Below are 19,399 nucleotides of genomic sequence, written 5' to 3' on the forward strand. Positions count from 1 at the left end.
CTCTTAAGTCGCATTTTTATTGCTTATCTTATCCGCTTGTTTAAAGCATAACTTCTATCCTCAACTGCCTCTTGGCGTATTAGCCAAATGGACTATTTTTGCCTTTTTACCTTAGCTCTTCGGGCTAATTTGCCCCCCAGCGTAATGACGAGAGATCTTTAACCCTGTTAACCTGTTTTATCGAAAATTTGCGTTAATACTCACCTTGTTCTAACAGAGGTTAGCGCGGTTTTTAAGGTTCGATTAAAAAGGTTAAGGAGGGATAAGTGAAACAGTTAAAACAGCGTCTGCTTACTTACGTTTTATGTCCATTCCTGCTGCTGGCTTCCCCTATCACTATTGCCGATAACGACATTGAAATTAGTGGCTTAGTAATAGATAGAACCTTGACTCGGTTTGGTAAGGACTTTGGCTTTTACTACTCAAGCTATTGGCGCGAACTGCCCTTTACTCAAGGCTTTAACGTCACTCTATATGAGACAGTGTTTCCACAGGCTGGAACCGTTTTAACCTTAGAGGTAAACGGGACTCGGATTTACACTACTCATTTTGGTCGTCGTGCAAATCCGATTAAAGAGAGCGCAGAGCAGGCGATTTTGCTTACGATTGATTATTTAGCGCAAGTCAGAGCCAATGCAATAACAGGTGATTTTTCAGGAACATCGGACGACTTTTAGGATAATAATAATGACATACAGGACGTTACTTGCTCTTGTCACGCTATGTGTGGCAAGCAGTGGCCAAGCCACTGAATTGATTTATACGCCAGTGAATCCCAGCTTTGGCGGCAATCCACAAAATGGGGCTTTCTTATTAAATAAAGCTCAAGCCCAGAATGACAATAAATCTACCTCGACCGAGAAGGACTTTGTCACCCGTTTTAAAGAATCCCTAGAGCGTAATATCATTAACTCAATCACCCGCGGTGTTGCTGATGGTGAAATTACCGATGGTGTTTACGATACAGGTGATTTTCGGATTGAAGTGGCTTCTACGGGAAATGGCGTGATGCTAACTATTACTAATACTGAAACCGGTGAAGTCACTGTGATTGAAATGCCGACATTCGGAGGAGTCAACTAATGGCCCGTCTAGTGTTAGTGGGTTTATTACTGTTAAGTGTGTCGGCTTGTAGCCTGATCTCCAAACCCGATTTAAATATCACGGCTGCCGAGGTTAACCCCTTGAGTGAGGTGATGCGTGGGTTGCAAACTCAACCAGGACCTAAGTTTCCTATCCCTGTGGCCGTGTATTCCTTTCGCGATCAAACTGGCCAATATAAGCCGCAGGCTAACGTGAGTTCGTTTTCGACCGCGGTAACTCAGGGCGCAACATCGATGTTGATGCAGACTTTGCTCGACTCTAAATGGTTTACACCCGTTGAGCGTGAAGGGCTACAAAATTTGCTTACCGAGCGTAAGATCAGCAACAAACAGAGCGGTACTAAGGGCGATGAAGTGCCCGTATTATCCACCGCCAGATTGTTACTCGAAGGTGGGGTGATTAGTTATGAGACCAACACTAGCACAGGCGGTAGCGGGGTCGAATACTATGGTATTGGCGCCTCTGAAATGTACCGTGAAGATCTGGTGACCATTTATCTACGCGCCGTGGATGTACACACAGGTAAAGTCATGATGTCGGTCTCAACCAGCAAACGTGTTTTATCCCAAGAAATGCGTGCGGGCTTGTTCCGTTACACGAGTTTAAATCGACTCGCTGAGGCTGAAGTCGGTTTTACTACCAATGAGCCAGTGCAATTTTGCGTGTTACAAGCCATTGAATTGGCGGTCGCTGAGCTGATTGATAAGGGTATCAAACAAGGTTACTGGAGCCCAACTCAAGTGGCGCAGCCAGCAGAAAAAGCCCAGGAGTTGAGTCAGGGCTAGGTGCTTGAAAGTCGGTATTAGATGCTAGAGCAAAGCAGACTTCTGCTTTAGCACTTAGTCGCGATAGCGAAAAAGAAAACCGAGCCAGTTAAGCTGACTCGGTTTTTTATTGCAGTTATTGCAGCAGTCAGTTGATATTTGGCTATTTTAGTCCGCTTGCATGGCCTTCCAAAACAGTTCAAAACTGGCATCGCGGTATGTTCTATCTGTCCCCAAGTGCGGGTTATCGATAAAGAATCGGGTTGCAGCTAGATATTGGCCGTGGCAGTTTTCTAGCATCAATTCGACTGGATAATGGGCGATTAGCCCCATCATTTGTCCCTGCTTAATGAGTTCGCTAATAAAGCCTAAGATGCTATTCATCGCTTGATCGCGCACCTTAGCTGCAATCATGGGCGACATTGAATATTGCTGAAAAAACAGTTGCTTGACAGGGTTATCTAGCGACCAATCTATCGCACTTTGCCATAGTTGTAGGGCATTGTGCTTAAGATCGCTGCCCTTATGGGTGTTTAACAGTAAGGCATCGGCAAATTCTTGTTTTATGGTAAGAAACAAAGATTCCATCAAGGCTTCCTTAGAAGGGAAGTGATGGAACAAGGTGCCCGTTGCTACACCTGCTTGTTTCGCAATCGAGGCGGTAGACGTGCCATGAAATCCTTGGCTGACAAAGAGCGCTAAAGCAGTATCGAGAATAGCTTGGCGTTTATCAGTCATGGTTTTAATGGGTTGTGCTGTTGATGGTTTATTCAAGATTTATCCCCCAATGACTAGCGCAAAAATAGCTTCATTAAGATGCGCTGGATAAAAGTGCCGTAGGGCGGGTGAACAAATTTGCCTGTGTTGAATCGGCCACGGCTGAGTACCGTTTTAGCGTGGCTGAAGGTCAAAAAGCCTTCCTTGCCATGGTAATGCCCCATGCCCGACGGGCCTATTCCGCCAAAGGGCGCATCGTCGGCGGCGACATGAAACACGGTTTCATTGATACAAACACCGCCAGAATGGGTCTGCTGGAGGATCTTTTGCTGAGTTGGCTCATCGAAACTCATCACATATAGCGCTAAGGGTCTGGCTCTGTGGTTGATGTACTGAATCGCTTCATCTAAGGAGTCGTAGCCAATGATCGGCAGTAATGGACCAAAGATTTCCTCTTGCATCAATAGCATGTATTCACTGGTGTGAGTTATCAACTGAGTTGCGAGTTTACGATGTTGGCTATCTATGGCTTCGTCAGTTGCTGAAATAACACGGGCACCTTTTGCTTTGGCGTCTTCGAGCACTGTCATCAAGCGGTCAAACTGACGTGTATTAATGATGCTGCCATAGTCCTTATTGTGGTTAATGGTGCCGTACATGGCCTTAAACTTAGCTTGGTAGGCGGCGATAAAGTCATCCACCTTGGTTTTAGGGCAAAGCACATAATCAGGGGCTACGCAGATTTGTCCGGCATTCAAACACTTACCGTAAATCATTCGTTCTACTGCTATCTCAAGCTGCATATCGGGGGCGATAATCACAGGCGATTTACCACCCAATTCGAGTGTTACTGGGGTGAGGTTATTCGCTGCGGCGCGCATCACATGGCGGCCGACTGTGGTCGAGCCTGTAAAGAGTAAATGATCGAAGGGCAGGGCAGAAAATTGGGCAGCAATATCCGCCTCACCTTCAACAACCGCCACGTGGGATTCATCGAAGACTTGTGCCAATAACTGTTTGAGCACTTGGTTGGTCGCTGGGGTAAATTCAGACATTTTGAGCATGGCATGATTACCCGCGGCAATGGCAGTCACTAGCGGGCCAATTGACAGCATGACGGGGAAATTCCACGGCACGATAATACCGATCACCCCCAAAGGTTGATAATGCACTGTGATTTTGGCGGGTGCGAGTAAGATGCCCGCATGGCGAGCGCTGGGCTTGAGCCATTTTTTGAGGTTTTTCAAGCTGTAATTGATGTTGTTGATGACAGGCATAATGTCTGAGATCAGGCTGTCATCAATCGATCTATGGCCGTAGTCTTGGCTTAAGGCTTCGACTAAGGGTGTTTGAAATTGCAGTATGGCCGCCTTCAGTCGAGTTAATTGCTCCACTCGCGTAGCGTAATTAGGATTCGGCGCCGCTAAATAACTGCTGCGTTGGCGTTGGAGCAACTGAGTCAGTGGCGAAGTATTAAGGTGTTCGGTGGCCATATTCATAGTGGTTGCTCCAAGGGAAATGGTAGGCTGAGTCTTATTCGGTACTTTATTTAAGTAATCGTCTCGATTGAGTCTTTTATTAAATCAATACCGACTGATTAGTCGGTTTATCCTAGCTTGCTTAGTGAGATGGCGCAAGGTATCTGGTGTATTTTTGAGCAAGATCACGGCTTGTTGTGGCGTTAGCTTTTACACTAAATCAAGGGTTGTTACATAAGGAGTATGTATGGCATTGTTAAAGCACGGAATTTCGATTGGTATTGAGCGTTATGGTGATGATGATTTTTTCGTTACCTTTAAAGCTATCGGTACCTTAACTCATCAAGACTACGAAATGATGGTGCCTGTGTTGGAGTCTGCATTAGCTGGGGTGAAAGATCCTGATATCTTCGCCTTGGTAGATGTCACCGAGTTGGAAGGCTTGGAACTACAGGCCGCTTGGGACGATCTCAAACTTGGGGTGAAGCATATTCGTCATTTCGAGAAAATAGCCATCGTCGGTAAGACGACTTTGCAGGAAGTGTTGGCTAAATTGGCAAACTGGTTTACGCCTGCTGAGGTAAGGTTTTTTGTTGATAATGGCGATGCTGTTGCTTGGCTGAGAGACTAAGGTTGTGAGATGAAGTTTGTGGTCTGCCAATGCGCTAAATCGGGCGTTATAGCAGCACCGTAAAGATTCACCCAACAATCCATTCGCGCCATAGAAGGAGTACAAATTATGCGTACAGGTCAAATACTCTGGCCCACAGATTTTTCGGAAACTGCGGCCCATGCACTGAGCTATGCCATTGAAATGGCTAATCTATACCATGTAGGGCTAAAAATTTTACATGTGGTTGAACAGCCGATCGGTGATGAAAACTTTATGATTCTATCTATTACCCCTGAAGAACTTGCTAAAAGCATGGAGGAAGCGGCGGCAACTAAAATGCGAGCACTATTGGATGGATTGAATACTGAGCTTCCCATCACTACCTTGATCCGCCGTGGCGATCCTGTCTATCAAATTTTAGAAGAGGCCAACAGTAAAGACATTGGCATGGTAGTAATTGCTAGCCATGGCCGAACTGGGATTTCGCATTTTTTACACACCAATGTCTCAGAAGCGGTGGCGAATGGTGCAGCTTGTCCTGTGCTTGTGGTTAAGTAACTGGCTTTGACTCTATAAATCCAAAGGGCGCTTATAGCGTCCTTTCTTTTTGATTGATAAAGAATAATTAATTGAAATGGGTACGCAAGAAGCATAGCAAACTGCTATAAAATAGTGGTATTTTGGCCTTAATAATTAGCTTAATTAAAAACTCAAATGATGGATAAGCTTATGCGTACTCAAGAAGTGTTATGCCCTACGGATTTTTCATCCACTGCGGCCCATGCGTTAAAATATGCGGTTGAAATGGCAAATGTTTATCAAGTCGATATTCGGTTGTTGCATGTGACTAGCCCTGCCCGTGGCGCCCATTGTTATGGTATTGCGGTCGATATTCCCGCTACATTGGAAAATGAACTCAAAGCTTTCGTTGATGCAAAAATGCAAAGTTTGCAGCAGGAAATGCAGCAGAACCTTACCGAAGGGCTCAATATTAAGTTAGTCGTGCGCCATGGTGATGCTATTGATGAGATTTTAGCGGAAGCCGTTGATGTGGGCATGGTGGTTATCGCTAGTCATGGGAGCAGCGGTTTAGCTGACTTTTTAAAACCCCACGTTACACAGGATATTGTTAAGTACGCTAAGTGCCCTGTGTTGGTGGTGAAATAACACTATGGGATAAGTTTAGTAGGAATCATTTTTGATCATTTTAGGTTCTGTTAACTTAGTCGACGCCTCGGCTTCATTGTCAAATGACATCAGGCGTCGATACTTTTCCTGCAGAGCCACTAAGCTACCATCTTGGGTAATTTGTTTGAGTCCCGCATTAAAATCATCCCGAATTTGTTCACTGAGAAACGCGAACTTGTATTCTGTAGGTGGGAATATTTGGTGGCAAATCGCCTGTTGTTTTAAGTCTTTCTCAGTGAGTTTGCCCTCAAGATAGGCCTGCTTTAAGTAGTATTTGAAAATATTTTTATCCATCACAACGACATCGGCTCTGCGCTTCATCAGCATATAAACCTGCTGCACTTGCCTCGCTTGTTCTTGGTAGCCGCTATTGGTCTTAACCATGTTGGCAAACTCTTCCCCCAGTAACGATGATGCACGTTGAAAGGCGACGACTTGTTTGTTGTTTAAGTCTTCTATGCTATTGATGTTAAATTGATTACTCTCGAGGCTAATGGCGCAGTTTTGGTAGGTTATCGCAACGTTGGAATAAAAAATGTTGTTAATCATTCCTTCTTTGATGTTGATGATGCCATCGAGTTTACCCTCCCTGAGTTCATGGAAAGTGCGCGCCAGTGGTAAGTAGTGGATAGAAGCAGTATGGCCTTTAACGGCGAGGGCTTGGTTAAGTAATTCGAGTTCGATCCCGCTATTGGTTGCTTGGATGACATAGGGCGGGATAGACAGGCTGACGCCTATCTTAATTTCAGCCGCTTGGCCGAGCTGAGCGCCGCATAGGATGAGTAACCCCATCAATTTATAGCGGTTACGACGAGCCACTGAGCTATTTGGCTTATTTAGTTTATGCGCCATAAGTTACCAACACCTCCGCGGTATACACTTGCAACTGTGTTTGATACTCGCCAAGTCATTCCATGACTTTCTTGAGTAAGTGTAGTGTGTCTGTGAACTCAGCACGGCTTTATTTATCAAATACACATTAACGCTTTAACCTATTACAGGCTCAAAAGGATGAGCCCGGTTAAGTCAGAAAAGCAATTTCTTCCGCCGTAGACTCCCTGCCTAAGATAATATTTCTATGTGGATAGCGGCCAAACCTGTCGATAATCGCTTTATGGCGCAGTTCAAACGTTAGGTTTGTTATCGCAGCTTCGCGATTAAACAGTTTTACTGCTACTTGGTGAATGGTTGCCGATTCGCTGTGCATATAGGGCATAAATAGAAAAGGGACTTGTTTGGATTTTAGTGCGGTATCGACCCGTTGGGCAACGGCTTCTTGGGCGAGCACTAAGGCTATCGCATCGGCTTCGAATGCGGCAGGCGTATCGCGGTAAATATTACGGGAAAATTGATCGAGCACTATTATCTCAGCCAATCGACCTTGAGGCGTGATTCGCCAATGTGAAAGTTCTCCCCGTTTAGCTTGAAGTAGTACACCTTCGAAGCGCTGTTTTATCTGGGTATCAAATTCAACATCTTTAATCCACCAGAGCTTTGGGTCAATGTCTTCAAACCAAAATGTCAGTATTTGGTCTGCTGTGATTGTCTGGCTCATTTTAGCCTTTCTTCATAGGTGTTGAGTGATATTAGAAATAACAGTTGTTGGGGGAGGATGACAAGTCGTTTCGTTTGATTTAAGTGCAGATTTGTTATCTGATGATCTTGTCGCGAACCGTAAGTATTTAGCATTGGCTATTGCCTTATTGACTGAATATAAAGTAGTTTTGATGATAATTACTTTTGTTTCCAGACAGGTCATCCTATGTCACTTTCAATGCCAGCATCCCAACAGGTTTCAAAGCAAAATAAAGCGTTTCTGCGTAAGTTATATTTGGCGCATTTAATGGATGATGACCGCCATAATCTTTTATCACTCAATAAGTTAACCGGAATGCCTCGCCGAACTTTACAGGATGCTATCGCAGCTTTTGAGGATATAGGTATTCGAGTCGAGTTTGTGCAGGAAGGCAGCCGTAACAATTCAGGTTATTACCGCATAGTCACCTGGGGGCCGATCAGCAGCGCTTGGGTCGATACCCATCTAAGCGAAATCGCTGAGCTGATAGGGTTTTACGAGAAGTCAATTTAAACGCTGTTTGTTACCAAGGACGAATTTGAGAACTCTTCAACTGTTAGGTTTTATTCTTGCCATCGCAGGCGTCATTTTGGGATATATAACGCTAGCATCTATTGACGGTCAAACATCTGAAGCTTCTGCTGGGGCTGCGGGTTTAGGCATGATTTTTATGGTATTACCAGCCTTTGGCTGTTCTGCGTTAATGTTGGTACCTTCTTCTTTAACATTATGCAAATCAGAAGTAAGGCTACGTACATATTTTAAAGGGAGTTTTTGGTTGAGTCTGTGGAAATTGAATTTAGTTATTTCTGCTGTATATATTCTTGTTACTCTTTATGTAGGCTGTTTATGGCTACAAATCAGCATTGGTCGCTAACGAGTGAATCATCTTGTTCATAATGTGTTCATTTTTTAGGCTTAACCTTCAACGCGAGTCTCACCCGAGGATATTGCATTCGTTTGCATAGATATTTGAGCATTTTCTCTTCGTTACTCCTTTGCCAATTTTCTGGCCTGACCAGCCTAAACTCCCTATAATCGGCTGCAAATGTCATCACGTTACATAGTGTTTACATCTAAATACCCTACATACTTAAAATAAAAAGGAACCTTGTTCCATGTTAGAAAAACTGTTCAAACTGAAACAAAATCAAACGAGCATCAAGCAGGAAGCGGTCGCAGGTTTGACAACATTTATGACTATGGCCTACATCATTTTTGTGAACCCAATGATGTTAGCCGATGCGGGCATGGACCATGGTGCTGTATTTGTGGCGACCTGTTTGGCTGCGGCTGTCGGCTGTTTGGTTATGGGTCTGATGGCGAATTATCCCATTGCGCTTGCTCCAGGTATGGGACTTAATGCCTTTTTTACCTACACAGTCGTGGGTGAAATGGGTTACAGCTGGGAGACTGCGTTAGGCGCAGTGTTCCTGTCGGGAATTTGCTTTTTAATCTTGTCCTTAGTGCGTATTCGAGAATGGATTGTAAATAGTATTCCCATGTCGTTACGTATCGGTATTGCTGCAGGTATTGGTTTGTTCCTTGCACTGATTGGCCTTAAGAGCGCCGGTATTGTGGTGGCAAGTCCTGCTACGCTAGTGACACTTGGCGATATCACGGCATTTCCGGCGGTTATGGCTGTGCTGGGCTTTTTCCTCATTATTGCTATGGTGCAGCGGGGAATGAAGTCGGCGGTGATTGCCAGTATTCTGATTATCACTGGCCTAGGATTAGTGTTTGGTGATGTGCAGTATCAGGGCATTGTATCAATGCCACCTTCAATCGCACCTACATTTATGAAGATGGATTTATCCCAAGTATTTGAAGTAACTATGCTATCAGTCGTTTTTGCCTTCTTATTTGTGGATCTCTTCGATACCTCTGGCACCTTAGTGGCGGTTGCACAGCGCGGTGGTTTTCTCGATGATAAAGGCCGTTTACCACGTCTGAATCGTGCCTTGACCGCTGACAGTTTAGCAACGATTGCGGGGGCGGCTTTTGGCACTTCCACCACGACAAGTTATATCGAAAGCACCGCGGGTGTGAGCGCAGGTGGTCGTACTGGTTTAACGGCCGTTGTGGTGGGATTACTCTTCATTGCTGCGTTATTTTTATCGCCATTGGCGGGGATGATCCCGGCTTATGCGACTGCGGGCACACTGTTTTATGTAGCGATTTTGATGATGTCGGGGCTGGTGCATGTCGAATGGGAAGATTTGACTGAAGCCGCGCCTGTGGTGGTTGTGTGTATTTTAATGCCGCTGACGTTTTCTATCGCGACGGGCATTGCCTTTGGGATCATCTCATATGCAGCAATCAAATTACTCACAGGTCGCTTTAGCGATCTTAATGTGGGCATTTTAGTATTAGCCGCATTGTTTGTAGCTAAGTTTGTCTATGGTTGATGCTGTCGATTAATTCACCTGCACAGTAAAAACTCGCAGCGTAGATTGTTTACATTTTTTGAGGGCCATCTAATCGATGGCCCTTTTTAATGCGCGATTCTAAGCAAAAACGAAAATTTATCTCGAGTTAATAACTCCTTGCTACCAATTACTCAGCGGATTAGGTATAAGGATTGTTCGGTTATTTTGTTACAAATGAATAATGAACTTAAGTGAGATTGCGTATCGCCGCGTGGTAGTGAAGTTAGGGACGAGTGTGCTGACCTCTGGCAGTAAACAGCTAGATAAAGCCCACATGGTTGAGCTTGCTCGTCAAATGGCCGCACTGATGAAGTCAGGGGTCGAAGTCGTATTATGCACCTCAGGGGCAATTGCCGCTGGGCGCGAACATCTCCAATACCCGACGCTGCCCGACACTATGGCCAATAAGCAATTGTTAGCCGCTGTCGGGCAAAGTCAGTTGATCCTCGCTTGGGCACAACTCTTTAGTATTTATGGGCTGCATGTGGGCCAATTGCTGCTGACCCGTGCCGATCTGCAGGATAGAGAACGCTACCTTAATGCTCGTGACACGCTCAATGCCTTGTTAGCGAATAATATTGTGCCGATCATCAATGAAAACGATGCCGTTGCCACCAATGAGATCAAAGTGGGCGATAACGACAATTTATCGGCGCGCGCAGCACTCTTATGCGATGCTGACTTATTGATTTTACTGACGGATCAAAAGGGCTTATTCGATGCGGATCCACGCACTAACCCGAACGCTAAGTTGATTTCACAGGTGGTGAAGATTGATGACAGCCTGCGTATGCTGGCGGGCGGTTCTGTATCGGGTTTAGGCACAGGTGGTATGTCGACTAAATTGGAAGCGGCGGATATTGCTCGCCGTGCTGGCATCGAAGTGGTTATCGCCTCAGGCCATCACCCAGATGTGATCAAAAAAGTGGTCGCCAAAGAGTCCGTCGGTACTCACTTTAGTGCCATCGAAAATCCGCTCGAAAGCCGCAAACAGTGGATTCTAGCGGGACCTGCAACTCAAGGTTCTTTAGTGCTTGATGCGGGCGCGGTCAAAGCCGTGACTGACAAGGGCCGCAGTCTATTGTCTAAAGGTATCGTAGGCGTTAAAGGTCAGTTTGAACGTGGTGCGACGCTACAATTAGTTGATCAACAAGGTAAAGTGATTGCTAAAGGGATGACACGATACTGTGGCCAAGCCCTGAGTTTGATTGCGGGTAAGCATTCCGACGAGATCGAGTCTGTACTCGGTTACGATTATGGTGACGCAATAGTGCACCGCAACGACATGGTTGTCTTATAAGCGAGGTCTGTTTTGAGTCAAATGAATCAAGATCAGTATTTACAGCAACTTGGCCAAAATGCCAAACAGGCCAGTTATGCTTTAGCCAATTTAACGGCGAGCCAAAAGGCTGACTTACTCGAAGCTATTGCCGATGCGCTGACGGCAAACTCCGCCGCCATTTTAGCGGCTAATGCTAAAGACGTTGCCGCCGCTAAGAACGATGGATTAACTGAGGCGATGATCGACAGACTGTTGCTCGATGATGCGCGTTTAGCGGGCATTATCGGTGATATCAGCGATGTGATCCGCCTTGCCGATCCCGTGGGCGAAGAGTTTGGCAGCAAGTTATTAGATAACGGTTTAAGGCTGACTCGTCGCCGCGTACCGCTGGGCGTGATTGGGGTTATCTACGAGGCGCGCCCGAATGTGACTGTCGATATCGCGGTACTTGCCCTTAAAACGGGTAATGCGGTGATCCTCCGTGGCGGAAAAGAAACCCTTGAATCGAATAAGCTTATCAGCGAAGTGATCCGCGGCGCGATTGTCGCCCAAGGTTTGCCCATAGATGTGGTGCAATTTATTGATTCTTCAGACAGAGCCCTAGTGACAGGTTTACTTAAGCTCGATCAATATGTCGACATGATAGTGCCGCGCGGCGGTCAAGCATTGCAGCGCTTATGTGCCGAGCAAGCGACGATTCCAGTGATTTTAGGCGGCATTGGTATTTGCCACTTGTATGTCGATAAAAATGCCGACCTTGAGCGTGCCTTAGGCGTAATCGCTAATGCCAAAGTGCAGCGTCCAACTGTGTGCAATGCCCTTGATACCTTGCTGGTGGATGAGCGCGTGGCGAGCAGCTTTGTACCGCAAATTGCCGAGTATCTGCATCGTTTAGGCGTGCGTTTTTCAGTTTGTGACACAAGTTTTAGTCTACTGGATGGTTTAGGGTTCGATGTGACGCTTGCTAAGGCTGAGGATTTTGGTATTGAATGGCTGTCATTAACCTTAGGTATCAAAGTCGTGGGCGATATCGATGCCGCTGTTAGCCATATTCGCCAGTATTCTAGCGGCCATTCGGAAGCCATTTTGACCGATGATATTCATGCAGCGGCGCACTTTATGAATGAAGTGAACTCAGCCGCCGTGTATGTGAATGCCAGTACTCGTTTTACCGATGGCGGTCAGTTTGGTCTTGGCGCTGAAGTGGCTGTGAGCACGCAAAAACTGCACGCCCGCGGTCCAATGGGGCTTGAGGCATTAACCACATATAAGTGGTTAGCTTGGGGTGATTACACCAGTCGTGTTTAGCGGTAAATACTGATAAACCCAAAGCCGTTAACGCATTGCGTTGACGGCTTTTTTGTTTGCGGTATCCAACTGAATAGCGACATCAATATGTTTGGCTAACGAGTTTAGCTGCTTATGGTGAGCGGGGTATAAGTAACAAGTAACCAGATACAGAAAAATATCGTCGACATAACGACAGTAAATTTACGAAAGGCCTTGATGTATTCCAAGGTATAAATAAAGTACTTTTCTTGTACTCTGCGAGTGAGTAAAACCGAAGGCAGCATAAAACTGCAATAGAGCATGACTACCATAGTGGTAAAACTGTTTCCCCAGAAATGCTCATAAATAAATAAGGCGATGCAGAGTAGCATGGCGCACCAACTGATAGGGCTGATGCTATTTTCTGGATTCCATTGGGTTGATTTTTCCATCTGACTATCCTTAGTCGATTTGTACCTCAGTACAATTTATAGACGGATATCTCGACTTTATCAAACGCTTTCCACGGTTAGACTCAGTACGCTGGCCAGTTTGTTGCCGTTTGAGCCTTGTTCACCATTTATCCAATATGAGCGCGTACGACTTAAAGTGGAGTGAATTGCTTACTTAACGTTGAATGACTTGTGCTTAATGTGGTCGAGATAGCTTAAAGCATCTAGCTTAAAGTGTCTTGATATCGGCAAATTCGCCTTTGCAAAGCAGGGCTAAGTCTGTGGCCGCTAAGCTTATCTCTAAACCGCGTCTGCCCGCGCTGACATAAATCCTGTCGAAGCCTTGAGCGCTGGCATCAATCAAGGTTGGCAATTGTTTCTTCTGCGCTAAGGGACTAATACCGCCAACCAGATAGCCTGAGGATTTTTGTGCTAGGTCGGCATCGGCCATTTGTAGTTTCTTTTGTCTTAAGCATTTAGCTACGGCTTTTAGATTAAGCTGATGATCGACTGGCACTAGCGCGACGGCAATCGGCGCATGGGCTTTGTCGATGGCAACTAAAAGGGTTTTAAACACTTGTGCGGGTTCGAGCCCTAAGGTGTTAGCGGCTTCTTCGCCGTAGGCGGCGCAGTGTGGATCGTGGCTGTACTCTAAGATATCAAACGCGATCTTGGCTTTTTTAGCCAATCGGACGGCCGGGGTCATTTTATACTCCTTCACAAAACGGGGGATATTAGCGCTTAATCTTGGCTTAAAATGTTAGCCAGCTCTTTTAATTGGCTCATTGCCGTGAGCTAACATTATTTAAGGCTGTTACTCAACGATTATTCCGCTAGCTTTGTGCTTATCTTGTTTTTACGCTCTAAATAACGGGGCAGAAGTTGCTGCAACATCATCCCCGATAAAATAAAGGCTAGGCCGAGATAGGTTGCCATCGCAATCGTTTCTTGCAAAATCCACGCGATAAAACCAATCGACATCACAGGGGATAAAAACACCATAGTGCTGATGTTCGCGGTGCGAGTGGCGGTTTTCAGCGCCATTAACCAGAGCACGAAGGTAATGCCCATCTCAAATAAGCCCACATACATACCTGCAAATATCGCCTTAATACTAAAACTGGGCAGGGTATCTGTCAGCACTAAGGTGACGGCAACAAAAGGTAAGCCGATAAGAAAACTCAATAATAAACTGACCACGGGATCGCCTTGATCTTTAGTGTTGACGATCCAATATAGGCACCAGAGTAAAGTGCTGGTGAGAGCAAGACCGATACCGAGTGGGCTATCAAAACTAAAGCCGCTGATATCGCCGCCGGTGGCAATGATAAATACCCCAGTGTAGGCAATCAGCGCCGCAGCAATGTCGCTCTTACGCAAATGTTGCTTTAACAAAGGCGCGGCAAGTAACGGCAGTAATACCGCCCAAGTGTAATTAAGTGACAACGCTTGCTGCGCTGGCAGTAAGGAATACGCTTTAAATAGCACGACATAGTAGAGGAAGGGATTGATGAGTCCAGTCACCAGATAAAACATGGGGCGGCGTAAAAACTGTTGCTTGAGTAAGGAAAGATTTTTTTGCCAAGCAAGGATTCCGGCAAGGGCAATAATCGACGTGAGCACGGCAACAAACACCAGTTGCAGCGGTGTGTAGTAACTCAAGGCAATCTTAAAGGCCGTGGCCACTGTAGACCAGAGAAAGACCGCCGCCATGCCATACACGTACGCTAAATTCGAAGACTTCACTCTGCTACCTTACATGGATAAACATCCGCCAAATGTGGGCAGATTGAATAACAGCTTGGGTTGATAAGCAAGACTATTTTATGTGATTGGATATTTTATCCCGCTGTAGATGCGAGAAAGATAAATCAGAAAATTTTTTTGTTCGCCCTTGTAATTAAATTCCCTGTCCCAATATAGGTATCAAGGCAGAGAAGGTGGCCAACGATGGACTTGATATTTAAACCGTCTAGCCCCATATCAAAACCAACTAAACAAATTTAGATTGAATGAAATTTTTCGGAGGACCTCATGGGTAAAATTATTGGTATCGACTTAGGCACAACAAACTCTTGTGTAGCTGTCCTCGATGGTGGCAAAGCACGTGTGTTAGAAAACGCTGAAGGCGATCGCACAACCCCGTCAATCATCGCTTATACAGATGATGAAACCATTGTCGGTTCGCCAGCAAAACGTCAAGCTGTGACTAACCCGACTAACACATTCTTCGCGATTAAGCGTTTGATTGGTCGTCGCTTTAAAGATGACGAAGTCCAACGTGACGTGAACATCATGCCATTCAAAATCATTGCAGCCGACAACGGTGATGCATGGGTTGAATCGCGTGGCAACAAGATGGCTCCACCACAAGTTTCTGCAGAAATCTTGAAAAAGATGAAGAAAACCGCAGAAGACTTTTTAGGTGAAGAAGTAACTGAAGCGGTTATTACTGTTCCTGCTTACTTTAACGATTCACAACGTCAAGCGACTAAAGATGCGGGTCGTATCGCAGGTCTTGATGTTAAACGTATTATCAACGAACCAACGGCTGCAGCATTAGCCTACGGTATCGATAAGAAACAAGGCGACAACATTGTTGCAGTATACGATTTAGGTGGTGGTACATTCGATATCTCTATCATCGAAATCGACAGCAACGATGGCGACCAAACATTTGAAGTGTTGGCAACCAACGGTGACACCCACTTAGGTGGTGAAGACTTTGACAACCGTTTGATCAACTACTTAGCTGACGAATTCAAGAAAGAGCAAGGCTTAGATCTGCGTAAAGATCCATTAGCAATGCAACGTCTGAAAGAAGCAGCAGAAAAAGCGAAAATTGAACTTTCAAGCACCAACCACACTGAAGTGAACCTGCCATACATCACGGCAGACGCAACAGGTCCTAAGCATTTAGTGATTAAAATCACTCGTGCTAAATTGGAATCACTGGTTGAAGACTTGATTATCCGTACATTAGAGCCACTAAAAGTTGCCCTGGCTGATGCAGATTTATCTGTAACAGACATCAACGAAGTGATTCTAGTGGGTGGTCAAACACGTATGCCTAAGGTTCAAGAAGCAGTGACAAACTTCTTCGGCAAAGAACCTCGTAAAGACGTGAACCCAGACGAAGCGGTAGCCGTAGGTGCTGCAATTCAAGCGGGCGTACTGTCAGGCGACGTGAAAGACGTATTACTGTTAGACGTAACACCACTGTCTCTGGGTATCGAAACCATGGGCAGCGTGATGACTAAGTTGATTGAAAAGAACACTACTATTCCTACTAAGGCGCAGCAAGTGTTCTCAACAGCCGATGACAACCAAAACGCAGTGACGATTCACGTACTGCAAGGTGAGCGTAAGCAAGCGAGCGCGAACAAGTCATTAGGCCAGTTCAACTTAGACGGTATTGAGCCAGCTCCACGTGGCCAGCCACAAATTGAAGTGATGTTCGACATCGATGCCGATGGTATTCTGCATGTGTCTGCGACAGACAAGAAAACCGGCAAGAAACAAAACATCACCATCAAAGCTTCTTCTGGCTTAAGCGAAGAAGAAGTGGCGCAAATGGTACGTGATGCCGAAGCTCACGCAGATGAAGACAAGAAGTTTGAAGAGTTAGTGCAAGCACGCAACCAAGCTGACGGCTTAGTCCACGCGACTAAGAAACAAGTGGAAGAAGCGGGTGATGCATTGCCAAGCGAAGACAAAGAGAAAATCCAAGCTGCTATGGCCGCTGTTGACACTGCCAGCAAAGGCAATGACAAAGAAGCCATTGAAAAGGCAACTCAAAACTTGATCGAAGCATCTGCTAAGCTGATGGAAATCGCTCAAGCTAAGTCTCAAGCTCAAGGCGGCGACAATGCCGACGCGGGCAAACAGGCTAACGCTGCTGCCGATGACGTTGTCGATGCTGAATTCGAAGAAGTGAAAGACGACAAGAAATAATGACTTGTTTTCAATCAAATAGATTGATTTCAAAGCGTTAATTTCTAGGCGGGCGTTACGGGGCAACCCTAACGCCCGTTTGTTCAACGCCAGCTGAGAAGCATGAGATTATGTCAAAGCGAGATTATTACGAAGTATTAGGTGTCAGTCGTGACACCAGCGAACGTGAAATTAAAAAGGCCTACAAACGTCTGGCCATGAAATTTCACCCAGATCGCAACCCAGGCGACAAAACCGCAGAAGCTAACTTTAAAGAAATTAAAGAAGCCTACGAGATCCTAACCGACGCCGACAAAAAAGCGGCCTACGACCAATTTGGTCATGCGGGTGTGGATCCTAATCGCGGTGGCGGTGGTTACGGTGGTGGTCAAGGCGATTTCGGTGATATTTTCGGTGATGTCTTTGGCGATATTTTCGGCGGTGGACGTCGTGGTGGCGGTCAACGCCAAGCGGCCCGCGGCTCAGATTTACGTTACAACCTAGAGTTATCACTGGAAGAAGCCGTTAAAGGCTTAACCAAAGAACTGCGTATCCCAACGCTGGCGACTTGCGATCTATGTGAAGGCAGCGGCGCTAAAAAAGGCACCTCTGCAACCACTTGTGGCACCTGTCATGGTCAAGGCCAAGTCCAAATGCGCCAAGGTTTCTTTGCGGTGCAGCAGCCTTGTCCAACCTGTCATGGCCGCGGTAAGATCATCAAAGATCCTTGCACTAAGTGTCATGGCGATGGCCGTGTTGAAAAGAGCAAAACCTTATCGGTTAAGATCCCAGCCGGCGTTGATACGGGCGACCGTATTCGTTTAGCGGGTGAAGGCGAAGCGGGTGAGTTTGGTGCGCCTCCAGGGGATTTATACGTTCAGGTCAGCGTGCGTGAGCATGCGATTTTCGTCCGTGATGGCAACAACCTTTACTGCGAAGTGCCGATATCCTTCAGTAAAGCGGCCCTAGGCGGTGAGATTGAAGTGCCAACACTGGATGGTAAAGTCAGCCTGAAGATCCCAGCCGAAACGCAAACGGGCCGTATGTTCCGTTTACGTGGCAAAGGCGTCAAGTCGGTTCGCAGCCATGCGGTAGGCGACTTGCTCTGCAAAGTGGTTATGGAAACCCCAGTTAACTTAAACGATCGTCAAAAAGAACTGTTACGCGAATTTGAAGCCACCTTAACTGGTGAGTCGAAAAAACACAGCCCAAAGGCTGAGGGCTTTTTCGATGGCGTGAAAAAGTTCTTTCAAGATCTGAATAGCTAACTTGGTCTAGTGTCGCAGAGGTTAGCTGCGCACTAGAAGAAAAAAGCCCTGCAATGGTTAACCTTGCAGGGCTTTTTTATATTCGGATTTATGCCCAAATATTAAAGTGTTTAAAGTTGAAGCAGCCTGCGGTGGTGTTTCACCAATTAGCTGCTTAATTGTCCTGTGTCGTACTTCGGAGTTGAATTCGGAATCAAGCAGTTGCTATAAAACAAAATGACTATGACCGTAAATAGCGTTACTATAATGAAAAGTAACACTTAATATGCACCGTAACTGCTAATGAGAGAGTAATTATGGATTCAATAACTGGAGAATATGGACAAATCAGAAAACCCTTAATTTACTATAAGGGAAATCTCGTAGCATTGAATATATCTGAAGAGTCTGAGTCATATTTTGGCGGTAACTTACCATTAATATCTAACTTTCCCGAGACAGCGAAGTTACATCTTTTGTTTACATTAAACAGAGATATATTAGATTTATTCGACAACATCCAGTTTTCTAGCATAGCATTAATTTATCCGTTTATGCATGATGGTGGTTCAATCAAATATCAAATAAGATATGACGGAAGTATCAAGATACAATCAGTCCATCCCCGAGAAGCTGAAAATGATTGGCCCTATGAAAATTACCCAACCTCCTTTTTAAAAGTGAAATTTGCACACGAACAAATCCTAAAAATGGATTTTAATGATTTCAAAAATCTACTTCCACAAGGCCAATTCACTAACAATAGTGAAGAAATAATAATAGTCATTCCTCCTCAAGCTGGTTATGAAGTTTCTCTTTGGGGCGATGATGGTGATGCAGAAAATGTTTTATGTGTTTTTAGAATCTGCCCTAAAACTGGTAATGTATATGCAGACAATCAATGCAGCTAACAAGAGCAGACCACGGACTTGCAAACCTATTAATTTAATTGTCCACTAAATAATAAAACTTGTACCAAATTTAAATATAGCCACTACTCCCTTCATGATAATGCCCAGAAGATCAGACGGGCATCCACAGTAATTGCGTGGTAGTTAATCTCCAGCTTTGCTTAAGCATTGAACAAGGAGGTTTGTATGTAGTGGCACACTAATTTTGGCCACCTAAATAGAGGTGATATTATTACCTCGTAGATGACTTTAGGTGAACACATGAGATCGACAACCAGAAAAACATTTAGTGCTGAATTCAAACTTGAAGCAGCCCAATTAGTCCTCGATAAAAACCATAGCATCATCGAAGCTGCAAAGGCGATGAACGTTGGTAAGTCCACTATGGATAAATGGGTGAGACAGTTAAAACTAGAACGCCAGGGTGGCACACCAA

Annotated in this window: 22 protein-coding genes; 15 read left to right on the top strand and 7 right to left on the bottom strand. The window is 45.3% G+C overall.

Going from position 1 to position 19,399, the window contains the following annotated elements; translation table 11 throughout:
• Positions 1-266 precede the first annotated feature (266 nt).
• From L5M17_RS18625 to L5M17_RS18635, 3 genes are read left to right on the top strand one after another with little or no spacing between them, the layout of a single operon-like run.
• Complete coding sequence (locus L5M17_RS18625) at positions 267-677, top strand: curli production assembly/transport protein CsgE (protein ID WP_131523186.1); 411 nt, start codon at positions 267-269, stop codon at positions 675-677.
• A 10-nt stretch (positions 678-687) separates the two neighbouring features.
• The gene (locus L5M17_RS18630; protein WP_106649655.1) at positions 688-1,083 is read left to right on the top strand and encodes a curli assembly protein CsgF; all 396 of its coding nucleotides are present in this window, start codon (positions 688-690) and stop codon (positions 1,081-1,083) included.
• Complete coding sequence (locus tag L5M17_RS18635) at positions 1,083-1,889, top strand: CsgG/HfaB family protein (RefSeq protein ID WP_131523188.1); 807 nt, start codon at positions 1,083-1,085, stop codon at positions 1,887-1,889. The genes L5M17_RS18630 and L5M17_RS18635 overlap by 1 nt, the downstream gene beginning before the upstream one ends.
• Before the next feature lie 147 nt (positions 1,890-2,036).
• Here the strand turns inward: L5M17_RS18635 and L5M17_RS18640 are convergent, their stop codons facing one another.
• Both L5M17_RS18640 and L5M17_RS18645 read right to left on the bottom strand, forming a co-directional pair.
• Positions 2,037-2,642 carry a TetR/AcrR family transcriptional regulator gene (locus L5M17_RS18640; RefSeq protein ID WP_263148809.1) on the bottom strand — a complete coding sequence of 202 codons (606 nt, stop codon included), beginning with the start codon at positions 2,640-2,642 and terminating at the stop codon, positions 2,037-2,039.
• A gap of 17 nt (positions 2,643-2,659) precedes the next feature.
• On the bottom strand, positions 2,660-4,084 hold the full coding sequence (locus L5M17_RS18645; RefSeq protein WP_263148810.1) for a coniferyl aldehyde dehydrogenase: 1,425 nt from the start codon (positions 4,082-4,084) through the stop codon (positions 2,660-2,662).
• A 226-nt stretch (positions 4,085-4,310) separates the two neighbouring features.
• Between L5M17_RS18645 and L5M17_RS18650 the strand changes: the two genes are divergently transcribed.
• The 3 genes from L5M17_RS18650 (at position 4,311) to L5M17_RS18660 (ending at position 5,843) form a co-directional block, all read left to right on the top strand.
• Positions 4,311-4,694, top strand: a complete 384-nt coding sequence (locus L5M17_RS18650; protein ID WP_028761699.1) for an STAS/SEC14 domain-containing protein — start codon at positions 4,311-4,313, stop codon at positions 4,692-4,694.
• 108 nt (positions 4,695-4,802) lie between these two features.
• Positions 4,803-5,234: a universal stress protein gene (locus tag L5M17_RS18655; RefSeq protein WP_028761700.1), complete on the top strand. Its 432-nt coding sequence runs from the start codon at positions 4,803-4,805 to the stop codon at positions 5,232-5,234.
• 171 nt (positions 5,235-5,405) lie between these two features.
• The gene (locus L5M17_RS18660; protein ID WP_028761701.1) at positions 5,406-5,843 is read left to right on the top strand and encodes a universal stress protein; all 438 of its coding nucleotides are present in this window, start codon (positions 5,406-5,408) and stop codon (positions 5,841-5,843) included.
• 15 nt (positions 5,844-5,858) lie between these two features.
• On the opposite strand, the gene L5M17_RS18665 is transcribed toward L5M17_RS18660, so the two are convergent.
• Together L5M17_RS18665 and L5M17_RS18670 are read right to left on the bottom strand one after the other, a co-directional pair.
• Entirely contained in the window at positions 5,859-6,716 is an 858-nt protein-coding gene (locus tag L5M17_RS18665; RefSeq protein WP_263148811.1) for a substrate-binding periplasmic protein, read from the bottom strand.
• Between the two features lie 169 nt (positions 6,717-6,885).
• The gene (locus L5M17_RS18670) at positions 6,886-7,419 is read right to left on the bottom strand and encodes a DUF924 family protein (RefSeq protein ID WP_263148813.1); all 534 of its coding nucleotides are present in this window, start codon (positions 7,417-7,419) and stop codon (positions 6,886-6,888) included.
• Positions 7,420-7,626: 207 nt separating this feature from the next.
• Here L5M17_RS18670 and L5M17_RS18675 point away from each other — a divergent pair, with 207 nt between their 5' ends.
• From L5M17_RS18675 to L5M17_RS18695, 5 genes are all read left to right on the top strand, one after another.
• Complete coding sequence (locus L5M17_RS18675; protein WP_028761704.1) at positions 7,627-7,953, top strand: winged helix-turn-helix domain-containing protein; 327 nt, start codon at positions 7,627-7,629, stop codon at positions 7,951-7,953.
• 25 nt (positions 7,954-7,978) lie between these two features.
• Positions 7,979-8,317, top strand: coding sequence for a hypothetical protein (locus L5M17_RS18680; protein ID WP_028761705.1), 339 nt, complete (start codon positions 7,979-7,981; stop codon positions 8,315-8,317).
• Between the two features lie 241 nt (positions 8,318-8,558).
• The gene (locus L5M17_RS18685; RefSeq protein ID WP_263148814.1) at positions 8,559-9,848 is read left to right on the top strand and encodes an NCS2 family permease; all 1,290 of its coding nucleotides are present in this window, start codon (positions 8,559-8,561) and stop codon (positions 9,846-9,848) included.
• Between the two features lie 202 nt (positions 9,849-10,050).
• A complete protein-coding gene (gene proB / locus L5M17_RS18690) occupies positions 10,051-11,169 on the top strand; it encodes a glutamate 5-kinase (RefSeq protein ID WP_105251651.1) in 1,119 nt (372 codons plus the stop codon).
• Between the two features lie 12 nt (positions 11,170-11,181).
• A complete protein-coding gene (locus L5M17_RS18695) occupies positions 11,182-12,459 on the top strand; it encodes a glutamate-5-semialdehyde dehydrogenase (RefSeq protein WP_263148815.1) in 1,278 nt (425 codons plus the stop codon).
• A gap of 104 nt (positions 12,460-12,563) precedes the next feature.
• Here the strand turns inward: L5M17_RS18695 and L5M17_RS18700 are convergent, their stop codons facing one another.
• The 3 genes from L5M17_RS18700 to L5M17_RS18710 form a co-directional block, all read right to left on the bottom strand.
• On the bottom strand, positions 12,564-12,872 hold the full coding sequence (locus L5M17_RS18700) for a hypothetical protein (RefSeq protein ID WP_212599364.1): 309 nt from the start codon (positions 12,870-12,872) through the stop codon (positions 12,564-12,566).
• 229 nt (positions 12,873-13,101) lie between these two features.
• Positions 13,102-13,578 carry a Cys-tRNA(Pro) deacylase gene (gene ybaK / locus L5M17_RS18705; RefSeq protein WP_028759489.1) on the bottom strand — a complete coding sequence of 159 codons (477 nt, stop codon included), beginning with the start codon at positions 13,576-13,578 and terminating at the stop codon, positions 13,102-13,104.
• Positions 13,579-13,697: 119 nt separating this feature from the next.
• Complete coding sequence (locus L5M17_RS18710) at positions 13,698-14,618, bottom strand: DMT family transporter (protein ID WP_263148816.1); 921 nt, start codon at positions 14,616-14,618, stop codon at positions 13,698-13,700.
• A gap of 288 nt (positions 14,619-14,906) precedes the next feature.
• Between L5M17_RS18710 and dnaK the strand changes: the two genes are divergently transcribed.
• The 4 genes from dnaK to L5M17_RS18730 form a co-directional block, all read left to right on the top strand.
• The gene (gene dnaK, locus L5M17_RS18715) at positions 14,907-16,826 is read left to right on the top strand and encodes a molecular chaperone DnaK (RefSeq protein WP_105251655.1); all 1,920 of its coding nucleotides are present in this window, start codon (positions 14,907-14,909) and stop codon (positions 16,824-16,826) included.
• A gap of 110 nt (positions 16,827-16,936) precedes the next feature.
• Entirely contained in the window at positions 16,937-18,073 is a 1,137-nt protein-coding gene (gene dnaJ, locus L5M17_RS18720) for a molecular chaperone DnaJ (RefSeq protein ID WP_113941183.1), read from the top strand.
• Positions 18,074-18,369: 296 nt separating this feature from the next.
• Positions 18,370-18,963 carry a hypothetical protein gene (locus L5M17_RS18725; RefSeq protein WP_113941184.1) on the top strand — a complete coding sequence of 198 codons (594 nt, stop codon included), beginning with the start codon at positions 18,370-18,372 and terminating at the stop codon, positions 18,961-18,963.
• A 261-nt stretch (positions 18,964-19,224) separates the two neighbouring features.
• A partial coding sequence (locus L5M17_RS18730; protein ID WP_263148818.1) for a transposase occupies positions 19,225-19,399 on the top strand: 175 nt, incomplete at its 3' end.

The sequence above is a fragment of the Shewanella sp. SW24 genome, assembly GCF_025653395.1.
GTDB lineage: Bacteria > Pseudomonadota > Gammaproteobacteria > Enterobacterales > Shewanellaceae > Shewanella > Shewanella oncorhynchi.